This window comes from Cryobacterium zhongshanensis (genome assembly GCF_022760445.1).
GTDB lineage: Bacteria > Actinomycetota > Actinomycetes > Actinomycetales > Microbacteriaceae > Cryobacterium > Cryobacterium algoricola.
Window position 1 is genome coordinate 129,912 of the sequence record NZ_JALGAR010000001.1, and the last position, 13,544, is coordinate 143,455.

Sequence of the window (13,544 nt, forward strand, 5' to 3'; positions counted from 1 at the left end):
CGGACGCGTCGATGGGGACCGAGGTGAGCTGATGTCGCACGAACCGTCCGCCCGCGCACCCCGGCTGAGGGTTGCCGATTTCTCGCGGGTGCTCGCCGGCCCGTATGCCACGATGATGCTCGCCGACTTCGGCGCCGACGTGATCAAGATCGAGAGCCCGGCGGGGGACGACACCCGGCAGTGGCTGCCACCCACGGATGCCCTGGGCGCGTCCACCTACTTCGGTGCGGTCAACCGCAACAAGCGTTCGGTCGTCTGCGACCTCGGCACGGACGAGGGACGCGCGGCGGCCTGGCGTCTCGCGACCACGGCGGATGTCGTGGTGGAGAACTTCCGCCCCGGCGTGATGGAACGGTTCGGCCTCGGCTACGAGGCCGTGCGTGCTGCGAACCCCGGCGTCGTCTACTGCTCGATCACGGGCTTCGGCGCCGGAGCGGGCGCCCGGCTGCCCGGATACGACCTCCTCGTGCAGGCCGTCGGCGGGCTGATGAGCGTGACCGGTCCGGCCGACGGGGAGCCGAGCAAAGTCGGCGTCGCCCTCGTGGACGTGCTCGCCGGCCTCAACGCGCTCAGCGGCATCCTGCTCGCGCTCCGCGAACGCGACTCCCGTCGAGGCGATGCCGGTGCCGTCGACGCGGGTGGCCCCGTCGGCGGGCGGGTCGAGGTCGACCTCCTGACGACCCTGCTCTCTGCGCTCACGAACCAGGCGGCCGGCACCCTTGCGACCGGGCACTCTCCGGCCCGCCTCGGCAATGCCCACCCGAGCATCGCCCCGTACGAGCTTTTCTCGGCGGCCGACCGCGACCTCGTGATCGCCGTCGGCACCGACTCCCAGTTCCGCACGCTCGTGCGCCTCCTCGGCGCACCCGGCCTCGCGACGGACCCGCGCTTCCTGGGCAACGCCGACCGGGTCAGGCACCGCGCCGACCTCAGGCCGGCGCTCGAGGCGCTGCTGCGCACCCAGCCGGCGGCGCACTGGGTCGACACGCTCACGGATGCCGGGGTGCCCGCCGGACTGGTCAACTCGATCAGCGAGGCCTTCGCCTTCGCGGCGGGGCTCGGCGTCGAGCCCGTCGTCGAGCTCGAATCGGGCACCGAGCCCCGGCGCCTCAGCCGCCAGGTCGCCAATCCGATCCACCTCGGCGAGCGTCCGGCGAGCTACCGGCTGCTTCCGCCTCGCCTCGGCGAACACGCCGGGGCCGGGTGGCTCGAGCCGGACGCCCACCGCGCCGGTGGCGAGGCCGCTTCGGAGCCGTCGGCGCCGGCATCCGCACCCGGAGCGTCCTCGATGGCCGTTCCCACGTCCGTTCCCGCATCCATTCCCGTATCCCCGCCCGCGCTCCGCCGAACCGAACAGGACCTCTCGTGACTGCATCAGGCCGCCCCACACCGCTCGTCGCCACCCCGCTCGTCGATGCGGTCTTCGATCTCGACGAACTCCTCACTCCCGAGGAGGTCGTCTGGTCGCGCAAGGCCCGCGCGTTCGCGACCAACCGCATCCTGCCCACGATCGAGCAGGACTTCGAGGACCGGTTCTTCCGCGCCGAGCTCGTCGCCGAACTCGGCGCGGCCGGCTTCCTCGGCATGCACCTCGAGGGCTACGGCTGCGCGGGCGCGAGCGCCGTGAGCTACGGCCTGGTCTGCCTCGAACTCGAGGCTGCCGACAGCGGCTGGCGCACCCTCGTCTCCGTGCAGGGCTCTCTCGCCATGTCGGCGATCCACAAGTACGGGTCGGAGGACCAGAAACAGCGCTGGCTGCCCGGCATGGCGGCGGGCGCGCTCATCGGCTGCTTCGCCCTCACCGAACCGACCGGCGGCAGCGACCCTGCCGCGATGCGCACGATCGCCCGGCGCGACGGCGACGACTGGGTGCTCACGGGTACCAAGCGCTGGATCGGCCTCGCGAGCGTCGCAGACGTCGCCGTGGTGTGGGCGCAGACCGACGCCGGGGTGCGCGGATTCCTCGTCCCCACCGAGACCGCGGGGTTCACGGCCACACCGATCGCCGGCAAACTCTCGATGCGGGCCTCCATCCAGTGCGACGTCACCCTCGACGGGGTGCGCCTGCCCGGCGATGCCGTCCTCCCCGGCGCCACGGGGCTCTCCGGCCCGTTCGGCTGCCTGAACGAGGCCAGATTCGGCATCGTCTGGGGCGCGATGGGCGCCGCCAGGAGCTGCCTCGACGCCGCGATCGGCCGGTCGCGCAGCCGCGAGGTGTTCGGCCGCCCGATCGGGGCCATGCAACTGACCCAGGCCAAACTCGCCGACATGCTCGTCGAGTACGAGAAGGGCGTCCTGCTCGCGCTGCACCTCGGGCGGCTCAAGAAACGCGGCACCCTCACCCCGGCTCAGATCAGCGTCGGCAAACTCAACAGCGTGCGCGAGGCCATTCGGATCGCCGGCCTCGCCCGGTCGATCCTCGGTGGCGACGGAGTGACGAACGAATTCCCGGTGATGCGCCACCTCGCCAACCTCGAATCCGTCCGTACCTATGAGGGCACGGACGAGATCCACCAGCTCGTGATTGGTCGCGCTCTCACGGGGATGACGGCGTTCTGACCCGGGCGGGGCAATCGGAGGACGATTCCGGCCGTACCCCCACTTCGCGCCGCCTGGGCCTGACGGGGCATCCACGCCGTCTTCTCTGGAACCGCGTGTGCAATAGTTGAAAGGCGCGCACGTGGCAACGAGGGCATCGGGGTGGACATAGTGTCGGTAACAGGCGGTCAGGCCGCATTTGCGTACCTGCGCGGGCGCATTCTCTCCGGTGAGATCCCGGGCAATGCCACCCTGCGCGAGCAGGCGCTCGCCGAGGAACTCGGCGTCAGCCGTACCCCGATCCGGGAGGCGCTGCGGCGGCTCGACGAGACCGGCCTTGTCGAGTTCGTGCCGAACAAGGGTGCCACGGTCATCGCCTGGACGACCGAGCAGATGCGCGAGACCTACTACCTGCGGGCCATGCTCGAGAGCCGCGCGGCAGGCCTCGCCGCGGTGCGGATCTCCGACATCGACCTCGCGCGCCTTGCCGACCTGATCACCCTGATGGATGAGTTCGTGCTCGCGGAGGACGACGCCGGAATCTCCCGGCTCGGTGAACTCAACGCCGAATTCCACCGCATCATCGTCACCGCCGCCGAGAACGCCCAGCTCACTCGCCTGACCGTGTCCGTCGGCCGGGTGCCGCTGATGGCGAAGGCCTTCCGACGCGACAGCGGATCCTTCCGCGCGGTGAGCAATCACCATCACCGCGACATCCTCGCCGCCCTGATCTCGCGCGACGCGCTTTGGGCTGCGACGGCCATGCGGTCGCACATCCTTGCCGCGCGCAATTCGGTGCAGAGCTGGGACCGGGACGAGGGCGCCATCGTCGGCCCGGGCGCCGATCAGTCCGCGACGGCCAGTCCGCTCGACGCGGTCGAGCTCGACGCTGACGCGATCGATGCGGCCGACCTGGCCGACCTGGCGGACTTCACTCCATAACCCGCGTCCAGGATCTCGGCGACGGAGCCGTGCCGGGCGATCCGGCCGGCCTCGAGCACCGCAACCCGGTCACAGGTCTCCGCGACGATCTCGAAATCGGTCGACGCGACGAGGAGCGCGAACTCTTTCGCGTGCCACACGTCGCGCAGCAGGATGGCGTGCGCGGCCCGCGCGTCCGGTTCCAGCCCCGCGCCGGGGGAGACGGCGATGACGAGGGCGGGGTCGCCGGAGAGGACGGCGGCCAGGACCACCCGGTGGAGCACGACGGGGTCGAGGTCCTGCGGATACTGCCGGGCCCGAGCGGCCGGATCGACGACACCGACCAGGTCGAGTAGGTCGACGATGTGCCGCCGCGCGACGTCCGGGGTGACGCCGATGCGTTTCCGCAGTGCGCCGGCGAGCTGGTTCCTGACCGAGCGGCTGCGGTCGAAGCCGCTGAGCGGGTCGGCGGGGAGGTAGCCGATCGCGGTGCCGAGCAGGCGGGCTGCCGGGCGACGCTTGAGACCGACCAGTTCGATTCCCTCGACGAGGATCGAGCCGGTCGCGACCGAGGCGCCCTCCGGGAGCCGCCCCGCGATGGCGAGCGCGACCGAGATCGCGCCGGCCGCGACGGTTCCGACGAGGCCCAGGGACTCGCCGTGGGAGACGGACAGGGTGATCGCATCCACCGGGGTCAGCGTCGCGAGGGTCGACGAGATGCCGAGGCCGCGGACGTCGAGCACGGAACTCGCCCGGAAGGCGTGCGAGGGCACGGGGTCCTCATCGGGGTGGTCGTTGGCGGCGGCGGGGGACGGCTTCGCGGCTCCCGATGCCGTGGCGGCGAGGTCGGGATCGGGGAAAGGGGTCACGGGCGGGCCAATCATCGCGTCTCCAGGAGCTGTATGCAATCTTGACCACATCTTGCGGCAAAGCGCCATAAATGTCGAATTCGTTGCCTATCAATCCGTCATGTTGCATACATCGATTTCGAGCGGTGTGGCGAAACAATCCCGCAACATGAGGCGACTACGCTCCGACCATGGTTGACCTGTTCACCGGCTACGGTGCCACTACGAAGAGTCGGAAACGGACGGGGTCAGGGAGCGCCTGGGACGAGATGTTCCCGGATCCGTCCTCGCTCACTCCGACGGAAACGCGTGCCGCGTACAAGGACGTCTATGGCGCCCTGGCCAAGATGACCCAGGAGGAACTGCGGGGCCGCACGGCGGCGCTCGCGAGTTCGTACCTCGCCCAGGGCGTCACCTTCGACTTCGCGGGGGAGGAACGGCCTTTCCCGCTCGACGCCGTGCCGCGGGTGATCGAACAGCCGGAGTGGGTCACCGTCGAGGCCGGCATCAAGCAGCGCGTCCTCGCGCTCGAGGCGTTCCTCGCGGACATCTACGGGCCCCAGGCCGCCGTGCACGACGGCGTCATCCCGGCGAGCCTGATCAGTTCGTCCAACCACTTCCACCGCCAGGCCGCCGGCATCGTCTCGGCCAACAACGTGCGCATCCAGGTCTCCGGCATCGACCTCATCCGCGATGAGAAGGGCGCGTGGCGGGTGCTCGAGGACAACGTCCGCGTGCCCAGCGGCGTGAGCTACGTCATCTCCAATCGTCGCGTGATGGCGCAGACGCTTCCCGAACTCTTCGTCTCGATGCGGGTGCGCCCGGTCGGCGACTACCCGAACAAGCTCCTCCAGGCGCTGCGGGCATCCGCCCCCGCCGGGGTCGACGACCCCAACGTCGTCGTGCTCACCCCGGGCGTCTTCAACTCCGCGTACTTCGAGCACACCCTGCTCGCCCGGCTGATGGGCGTCGAGCTCGTCGAAGGCCGCGACCTGTTCTGCTCCGGCGGGCGCGTCTGGATGCGCACGACCGCAGGCCCCACCCGGGTCGACGTCATCTATCGCCGGGTCGACGACGAATTCCTCGACCCGCTCCAGTTCCGCGCGGACTCGCAGCTCGGGTCGCCCGGCATGCTGATGGCCGCCCGCCTCGGGAACGTCACGATCGCCAATGCGGTCGGCAACGGGGTCGCGGACGACAAGCTCGTCTACACCTACCTGCCCGATCTCATCCGCTATTACCTCGCCGAAGACCCGATCATCCCGAACGTCGACACCTGGCGGCTCGAGGATCCCCTCGCGCTCGAAGAGGTGCTCGACCGGCTCGACGAGCTCGTGGTCAAGCCCGTCGACGGGTCGGGGGGCAAGGGCCTTGTCGTGGGGCCTGCCGCGTCGAAGGCGGAACTCGCGACGCTGCGGAAGCAGCTGCTGCGTGACCCGCGTGGCTGGATCGCGCAGCCCGTCGTGCAGCTCTCGACCATCCCGACCCTCGTCGAAGACGGGATGCGGCCGCGCCATGCCGACCTGCGTCCCTTCGCCGTGAACGACGGCACGGATGTCTGGGTTCTGCCGGGCGGTCTGACCCGCGTCGCGCTCCCCGAGGGTGAGCTCGTCGTCAACTCGAGCCAGGGCGGCGGATCGAAGGACACCTGGGTGATCGGGCTCGAACCCGACTTCTACCACGAGTCCTCCGCACGCAACATCCAGGGTCTCGTGGCCGACCAGGCCGCGAACACCCAGGCTCCGGTGGCGGGCGCACACTCCATCGACCACTCGCCGCAGGACAAACCGCTGGGCAACAGCGACCAGCAGGAGCAACAGCAACAGCAACAGCAACAGCAACAGCAGGGGAAGCAACCGGTGTCCGCTGGGGCGCCGGCGGCATCGAAGTCATCGGCGCAGGAGGACCGGGAATGTTGAGTCGCATTGCAGAAAGCCTGTTCTGGATCGGACGGTACATCGAGCGCAGCGACGGCACCGCCCGCATCCTCGACGTGCACCTCCAGCTTCTGCTCGAGGATCCGTGGATCGAGGAGAACCTCGCCTGCCGGTCGCTCCTGCAGCTGATGGGCAGCCCCGTCCCCGAGGAGGGCGAGCTGACCCGCAAGGACGTTCTCGCCACCCTCGCCATGGACCGCACGCATCCGGCGTCGATCGCGTACTCGATCACCTCCGCACGCGAGAACGCCCGCCGCGCGCGGGAGATCGTGCCGACCGAACTCTGGGAATGCCTCAACACGACGAGCGCGCGGATGCCGCGCAAGGTCGCGAGCGAGAAGACCCACGACTACTTCGCCTGGGTGCGGGAACGTGCCGCGCTCGCCGTCGGGATCGTCGAGGCCGGTGCGAGCCGGGACGACGCCTGGCACTTCTTCACCCTCGGGCGCAGCCTGGAGCAGGCGGACATGACGGCTCGTCTTCTCGCCACCCGGTCGTTGACCGAAGCGAGCGGGCCGTCGTGGACGACGATCCTGCGTTCCTGCGGCGCGTACGAGTCCTACCTGCGCACCTACCGCGGGGTGCCGTCCGCCCGGAACGCCGCCGAATACCTGCTGATGGACCGGTTGTTCCCCCGGTCGATCGTCTTCTCCGTCTCGCGCGCCGAACAGTGCCTGCGCGACCTCGAGCCGCGCACCGACCGGGCCGGTGTCACCGGCCAGGCCCAGCGGGTGCTCGGCCAAATCCGCAGCCAGCTGGAGTACCGACCGATCATGGACATCCTGAACGACCTGCCGCTGCAGATGATGCGCGTCCAGGACGCGACCAGTACCGCCTCGGAGGCCATCGGCAACCGGTATTTCCCGAAGGGGAACGTTCCGACCTGGACAGGGGAAGCCTCGTGAACCGTCTCCGGATCCGGCACACGACCGGCTACCGCTACAAGGGCGAGGTCGCGGCCTCCTACAACGAGGCGCGGATGCTGCCGGTCAGTTCCGTCGACCAGTTCGTGCTCTTCTCGAACCTCGAGATCAGCCCGACGGCGGGCAACCACTACTACGCCGACTACTGGGGCACCCGGGTCTCCTCGTTCGAGGTGCTCACCCCGCACTCCGAGCTGACGCTCACCGCCAACAGCCTCGTCGAGGTGCGGCCGCGCGAGCACGAGACCCACGAACACACCTGGGTCGACCTCGTCGCGGATGCCCTGCGCACCTCGACGCTCTTCGAACAGTCCCGGCAGACCCGCCTGACGAAACCGCCGATGGACGTCGAGGCGCTCGCGGCAGAGATCGCCGCGCGCCACACGAGCTCCTGCTCGGCCGCCTACGAGATCTGTGCCGCGATCGGCGACCAGATGCAGTACGTCCAGGGAGTCACGGGCGTGCACTCGACCGCGGAAGAGGCCTGGAACGACCGACGCGGGGTCTGCCAGGACATCACGCACATCGCCCTCGGCGCGCTGCGCTCGGTCGGGATCCCGGCCAGGTACGTCTCCGGCTACCTGCACCCCAAGCCGAACGCGGAGGTCGGCGAGACCGTCACCGGCGAATCCCACGCGTGGGTCGAGTGGTTCTGCGGAGAGTGGCGCGGATTCGACCCGACGAACCTGATCGAGATCGGTGACCGGCACGTCTCCGTCGGCCGCGGTCGCGACTACAACGACGTGCCGCCGCTCCGCGGCGTCTACGCCGGCTCCGCGGGCTCCCAGCTCTTCGTCAAGGTAGAGATCACCCGCGAGGCCTGATGTCCTGCACATTCCGGGCCGAGCCGGAACTGTGCAGGACGATCGGCATCCGCTCGGGGGCGGTGTGTGCTCAGCGGGTGGGGGAGTGGGATTCCAGGAACTGGTAGACCTCGGTCTGGTCGACGCCGGGGAAGGTGCCGGTCGGGAGGGCGGCGAGCAGGCTCGTCGGGGTGCGCGCGGCGGGCCAGGCCTGGCCGGCCCAGCGCTCGGCGAGCTCGTCGGGGGCGCTGCGGCAGCAACTCTCGTCCGGGCAGCGGGAGACGGCACGGTTGTTCGTCTCGCGGCCGAGGAACCACTTCGTCTCCGAGAACGGCACGCCCACGCTCACCGAGTACTCGCCCTCCTTCGCCTTGGCGATGCGGGAGGTGCACCAGAAGGTGCCGGAGGGGGTGTCGGTGTACTGGTACCAGGGGCTGAACCGGTCGGCGACGTCGAAGACCGTCCGGGCGGTCCAGCTGCGGCAGACCGTCGTGCCCTCGACGGCGCCGAGGGCGTCGCTCGGGAACCGGACGGAGTCGTTCTCGTAGGCCTTGATGATCGTGCCGGACTCGTGCACCTTCATGAAGTGCACCGGGATGCCGAGCCGGGCCGTCGCGAGGTTCGTGAACCGGTGCGCGGCCGTCTCGTAGGACACCGCGAATGCGTCGCGGAGGTCCTCCATCGAGATGCTGCGCTGCGTCTTGGCCTCGGCCAGAAGTTTCACGGCATCGTCCTCCGGCAACAGGATCGCCGCCGTCAGGTAGTTGGTCTCGACCCGCTGCCGCAGAAATTCCGCATAACTTGTCGGCTCCTCGTGCCCGCACAGCGCGCTCGCGAACGCCTGCAGGATCGGGGACCGGGTGTCCCGGGAGGCGGACTGCTCGATCGGGAGGTAGATCCGGCCGTTGCGCTTGTCGGTGACCGAGCGCGTCGAGTGCGGCAGGTCCGCGACATAGTGCAGCGAGTAGCCGAGGTGCGCGGCCATGTCGGCGACGACCCGTTGCGGCACCGGTCCGCCGCTGTGGCCGACCGCGCGCAGCAGCCCGGCAGCCTGGGCCTCGAGTTCGGGGAAGTAGTTGTCCCGCGCGCGCATGATGCCGCGCAGTTCGGCGTTCGCCCGCCGCGCCTCTTCGGGGGTCGCCGCCCGTTCCCGGTGCAGGCGCTCGATCTCGTGGTGCAGGGTGAGGATCGTCTGGAGTGCCTCATCGCTCGTTGACCGGCCGATTCGGATGTGCGGGAGCCCGAGTGCGGTGAACACCGGCCCGCGCTGGGCGCGTTCCACCGCGATCTCCAGGGCGGCCCGTTCCGACGGCGCCTCCGTCTTGAGCAGCTCGTCGACCGTGGTTCCGAGCGCTGTCGCGATCGAGCGGAGCATCGACAACCGCGGCTCCCGCTTGCCGTTCTCGATCATCGAGACCTGCGACGGCGCCCGCCCGACCGCCGCAGCGAGGGTGTCGAGGGTCATCCTGCGGGAGCCCCTGAGTTCACGGATGCGACGGCCCAGGGTCAGGGCATCGATCCCGTGCTCGTCGGGCTCCGGCTGGGACAGGGCGGTGCGCAGGGTGGGATCGGCGGTGATCATCGCACCATGCTCACACGCTGCAGAACTTCACACAAGCAGAAGAACTGCATTTCTTCTGTGAATCCGGCCGGGGTGCGGGTTGCCGGAACCCCGCAGAGTAGGTGTCACAGGCAAGCAATGACGCAAACCCAAGGAGACAACATGACCGCGAACGCACCCCGCCCGGGAGACCAGACCCAGACCGCCGCCGAGCTCGCCCTCGAGTGGGCCGCCGACGCACGCTGGGAGGGCATCCGCCGCGACTACACCGCAGAGGACGTCATCGGCCTCCGCGGGTCTGTTCGCGAAGACCGCACGCTCGCCCGCCGCGGCGCCGAGAACCTCTGGAAGCTCATCCACGAGAACGGCACCGAGGAGAACCCCGAGTGGGTGCGCGCCCTCGGCGCCCTCACCGGCAACCAGGCCGTGCAGCAGGTGCGCGCCGGCCTCAAGGCCATCTACCTCTCCGGCTGGCAGGTTGCGGCCGACGCGAACCTCTCCGGCCAGACCTACCCCGACCAGTCTCTCTACCCCGCGAACTCGGTCCCGTCCGTCGTGCGCCGCATCAACAACGCGCTGCTCCGCGCCGACCAGATCGAGACGAGCGAGGCGGCCGCGAACGGCGGCACCGGCACCGGCATCGACTGGCTCGCACCGATCGTCGCCGACGCAGAGGCCGGCTTCGGCGGCCCGCTCAACGCCTACGAACTCATGCAGTCGATGATCGAGGCCGGGGCGGCCGGCGTGCACTGGGAAGACCAGCTCGCGAGCGAGAAGAAGTGCGGCCACATGGGCGGCAAGGTCCTCGTCCCCACTGGGCAGCACATCCGCACCCTGAACGCCGCCCGTCTCGCAGCGGATGTCGCGGGCGTGCCGACGATCATCATCGCGCGCACCGACTCCCTCGCCGCGACGCTCATCACGAGCGACATCGACGAGCGCGACCAGGAGTTCCTCACCGGGGGACGCACCGCGGAGGGCTTCTACGACACCCAGAACGGCATCGACGTCGTCATCGCCCGCGGCCTCGCGTACGCGCCGTACGCCGACCTGCTCTGGGTGGAAAGCTCGGAGCCCGACCTCGAGCTCGCGCAGCGCTTCGCGAAGGAGATCCACGCGCAGTTCCCCGGCAAGAAGCTCGCCTACAACTGCTCGCCCTCGTTCAACTGGAAGTCGCACCTCGACGACGCCCAGATCGAGGCGTTCCAGCGCGAACTCGCCAAGGCCGGCTACGCCTTCCAGTTCATCACCCTCGCCGGCTTCCACGCCCTCAACCACTCCATGTTCACCCTCGCCAAGGACTACTCCGAACGCCAGATGAGCGCATACGTCGAACTCCAGGAGGCCGAATTCGCCTCGGAGGCCGACGGCTACACCGCCACCCGCCACCAGCGGGAGGTCGGCACCGGCTACTTCGACAAGATCGCCACCGCGCTCAACCCCAACAGCGCGACCCTCGCCCTCGTCGGTTCCACAGAGGCCGAGCAGTTCTGACCCGCTCCGCGTTTCTGAATCGCTCAGCGCTCTGACCCGTCGCATCACCGAGCGGATGCGGCCACCCGGCCGGCCGCATCCGCTCACCGCCCAGCACCCCTCGACCTCACCCTGCAGAAGGAGACACACCATGAATTCCCCCCTCGCGACGACCGAAACGGTCTCGCCGAGCACGAACACCGGCAGTTTCGCCATGACCCAGCCGCACCTCGAGGTCACCGGCGACCTCGGTGCCCGCTACGACGAGATCCTCACCCCCGCGGCGCTCGACTTCGTCTCGGAGCTGCACGACCGCTTCGCCGGCACCCGCCACGACCTGCTCGCGACCCGGCTGCGGAAGCGCGTCGACGCCGCCAACGGGCGCGACCCCGGCTTCCTGACCGAGACGGCGCACATCCGCCGCGACCCGAGCTGGCGCGTCGCCGGCGCCGGACCCGGACTCGAAGACCGCCGCGTCGAGATCACTGGTCCGACCGACCGCAAGATGGCCATCAACGCGCTCAACTCGGGTGCCAGGGTGTGGCTCGCCGACCAGGAAGACGCCACGAGCCCGACCTGGGCGAACGTCATCGAGGGCCAGATCACCCTGTTCGACACCGTTCGCGGGCAGCTCGACTTCACGAGCCCGGAGGGCAAGGAATACACCGTCACGGGTGACGCGACCGGTGCGACCCCGACGATCGTGATGCGCCCGCGCGGCTGGCACCTCGTCGAGAAGAACATCAGCTTCATCGACCGGGCGAACCGCACGATGAGCGCCTCCGGCAGCCTCGTCGACTTCGGCCTCTACTTCTTCCACAATGCCCAGCGTCTCATCGAGGGCGGGAGCGGACCGTACTTCTACCTGCCGAAGCTCGAGAGCCACCTCGAGGCCCGGCTCTGGGACGACATCTTCAGCCACTCCGAAGACGCCCTCGGCATCCCGTACGGCACGATCCGCGCGACCGTGCTGATCGAGACGATCCAGGCCGCATTCGAGATGGAGGAGATCCTCTACGAGCTCCGCGACCACTGCGCCGGCCTCAACGCCGGCCGCTGGGACTACATCTTCAGCATCATCAAGACCTTCCGCGCCCGCGGGCGCCGGTTCGTCTTCCCCGACCGCAAGCAGATCACGATGACCGTGCCGTTCATGCGCGCGTACACCGAGCTGCTCGTCTCCACCTGCCACGGGCGCGGCGCGTATGCCATCGGCGGCATGAGCGCGTTCATCCCGAACCGGCGCGATCCCGAGGTCACCGCCCGGGCGCTCGAGCAGGTCGCTGCGGACAAGAAGCGCGAAGCAGGCGACGGCTTCGACGGCACCTGGGTCGCCCACCCCGACCTGATCCCGACCGCCCAGGCCGAGTTCGACGCCGTGCTCGGCGACCGGCCGAACCAGCTCGAGCGCACCCGCGACGACGTCAGCGTGACGGCCGCGGAGCTGCTCGATGTCGCATCCGTCGGCGGGCAGATCACGACGGCCGGCGTGCGCGACAACATCACGATCGGGCTGCGCTACATCGAGTCCTGGCTGCGCGGCGTCGGCGCCGCGGCGATCGACAACCTGATGGAGGACGCCGCGACCGCGGAGATCTCCCGCTCGCAGGTGTGGCAGTGGATCCACGACAACTCGGTCACCGCGGAGGGCGTGCGCATCGACGGACCCTGGGTGGACGCCCTGGTCGCCGACGTGTTCGCCTCCCTGCCCCGGACCCCGGGCGACCGGTTCGACGACGCCCTGTCGGTCTTCCGCACGGCGGCGCTCGAGCCCGAGTTCCCGACCTTCCTCACCGTCGGCGCCTACGCCCGCTTCCTCTAGCGTTCGTCGCCGTTTCCGCGAAAGCGGGTGAATCGTCGTTCTGGCCGTTGGTTAGCGACGATTCACCCGCTTTCGCGGACGGACGAGTCGGTAGGGTGGGGTGGTGATTGCGATACGACAGGCGGGGGCGGCGGATGCCGGGGTGCTCGCCGAACTGGCGGCCGCGACTTTTGCGCTCGCGTGCCCTCCACACACGACAGCGGAGGCGATCGCCGCGTTCGTTCGCGACGTTCTGGCCGAGGCCAACTTCGCCGCCTACCTCGCCGATCCCGAGCGGATGCTGTTCCTCGCCGAAGACCAGGACACTCGCCTTTCGCTCGGCTACACCATGCTGATCTTCGGCGAGCCGGCCGACTCCGACGTGCTCGCGGCCATCGGCATTCGCCCGACCGTTGAACTCAGCAAGTGCTACCTGCGCGCGGAAACTCACGGCCGCGGGGTGGCCGGGCTCCTGATGACGGCCACACTCGATGCCGCCAGAGAGCGCGGCGCTCGGGGCGCCTGGCTCGGCGTCAACGAGGAGAACGCGCGGGCCATCCGCTTCTACGGGAAGCACGGCTTCGCCGCTGTAGGCACGAAGCACTTCCTCGTCGGCGACCGCTACGAGGACGACTACGTGCTCGAACGCGAACTCTGACCGCGCGAACTCTGCCCGCGCGAATGCTGCTCATCGCCCCCTGAGGTGTCGCAGATCGACGTTCGTTGTGCTCGCGAACGT

Annotated in this window: 11 protein-coding genes; 9 read left to right on the top strand and 2 right to left on the bottom strand. The window is 69.5% G+C overall.

The features are described from left to right. Nucleotides 1-31: 31 nt before the first annotated feature. The 3 genes from MQH31_RS00640 (at nt 32) to MQH31_RS00650 (ending at nt 3,480) form a co-directional block, all read left to right on the top strand. Entirely contained in the window at nt 32-1,369 is a 1,338-nt protein-coding gene (locus MQH31_RS00640) for a CaiB/BaiF CoA transferase family protein (RefSeq protein WP_243010560.1), read from the top strand. Further along, nucleotides 1,366-2,559 carry an acyl-CoA dehydrogenase family protein gene (locus MQH31_RS00645; RefSeq protein ID WP_243010561.1) on the top strand — a complete coding sequence of 398 codons (1,194 nt, stop codon included), beginning with the start codon at nt 1,366-1,368 and terminating at the stop codon, nt 2,557-2,559. Before MQH31_RS00640 ends, MQH31_RS00645 begins: the two co-directional genes overlap by 4 nt. A 150-nt stretch (nt 2,560-2,709) precedes the next feature. Continuing rightward, nucleotides 2,710-3,480, top strand: a complete 771-nt coding sequence (locus MQH31_RS00650) for a GntR family transcriptional regulator (protein WP_243010562.1) — start codon at nt 2,710-2,712, stop codon at nt 3,478-3,480. Here MQH31_RS00650 and MQH31_RS00655 read toward each other — a convergent pair. After that, nucleotides 3,384-4,328, bottom strand: a complete 945-nt coding sequence (locus tag MQH31_RS00655) for an ABC transporter ATP-binding protein (protein ID WP_243010563.1) — start codon at nt 4,326-4,328, stop codon at nt 3,384-3,386. The genes MQH31_RS00650 and MQH31_RS00655 overlap by 97 nt on opposite strands. Nucleotides 4,329-4,498: 170 nt before the next feature. Here MQH31_RS00655 and MQH31_RS00660 point away from each other — a divergent pair, with 170 nt between their 5' ends. Genes MQH31_RS00660 through MQH31_RS00670 form a run of 3 tightly spaced genes read left to right on the top strand, consistent with a single transcriptional unit; the run spans nt 4,499 to nt 7,991 of the window. Further along, entirely contained in the window at nt 4,499-6,226 is a 1,728-nt protein-coding gene (locus tag MQH31_RS00660) for a circularly permuted type 2 ATP-grasp protein (protein WP_243010564.1), read from the top strand. Further along, the gene (locus MQH31_RS00665; RefSeq protein WP_134534368.1) at nt 6,220-7,149 is read left to right on the top strand and encodes an alpha-E domain-containing protein; all 930 of its coding nucleotides are present in this window, start codon (nt 6,220-6,222) and stop codon (nt 7,147-7,149) included. Before MQH31_RS00660 ends, MQH31_RS00665 begins: the two co-directional genes overlap by 7 nt. Next, nucleotides 7,146-7,991, top strand: coding sequence for a transglutaminase family protein (locus MQH31_RS00670; protein ID WP_243010565.1), 846 nt, complete (start codon nt 7,146-7,148; stop codon nt 7,989-7,991). The genes MQH31_RS00665 and MQH31_RS00670 overlap by 4 nt, the downstream gene beginning before the upstream one ends. A 70-nt stretch (nt 7,992-8,061) precedes the next feature. On the opposite strand, the gene MQH31_RS00675 is transcribed toward MQH31_RS00670, so the two are convergent. Further along, entirely contained in the window at nt 8,062-9,552 is a 1,491-nt protein-coding gene (locus tag MQH31_RS00675; protein WP_243010566.1) for a helix-turn-helix transcriptional regulator, read from the bottom strand. A gap of 141 nt (nt 9,553-9,693) precedes the next feature. Between MQH31_RS00675 and aceA the strand changes: the two genes are divergently transcribed. The 3 genes from aceA to MQH31_RS00690 all read left to right on the top strand — a co-directional run bounded on the left by aceA (nt 9,694) and on the right by MQH31_RS00690 (nt 13,463). Beyond that, the gene (gene aceA, locus MQH31_RS00680; RefSeq protein WP_243010567.1) at nt 9,694-11,025 is read left to right on the top strand and encodes an isocitrate lyase; all 1,332 of its coding nucleotides are present in this window, start codon (nt 9,694-9,696) and stop codon (nt 11,023-11,025) included. Nucleotides 11,026-11,218: 193 nt separating this feature from the next. Beyond that, entirely contained in the window at nt 11,219-12,826 is a 1,608-nt protein-coding gene (gene aceB / locus MQH31_RS00685; protein ID WP_243011643.1) for a malate synthase A, read from the top strand. Nucleotides 12,827-12,929: 103 nt separating this feature from the next. After that, nucleotides 12,930-13,463: a GNAT family N-acetyltransferase gene (locus MQH31_RS00690; protein WP_308196399.1), complete on the top strand. Its 534-nt coding sequence runs from the start codon at nt 12,930-12,932 to the stop codon at nt 13,461-13,463. Nucleotides 13,464-13,544 lie beyond the last annotated feature (81 nt).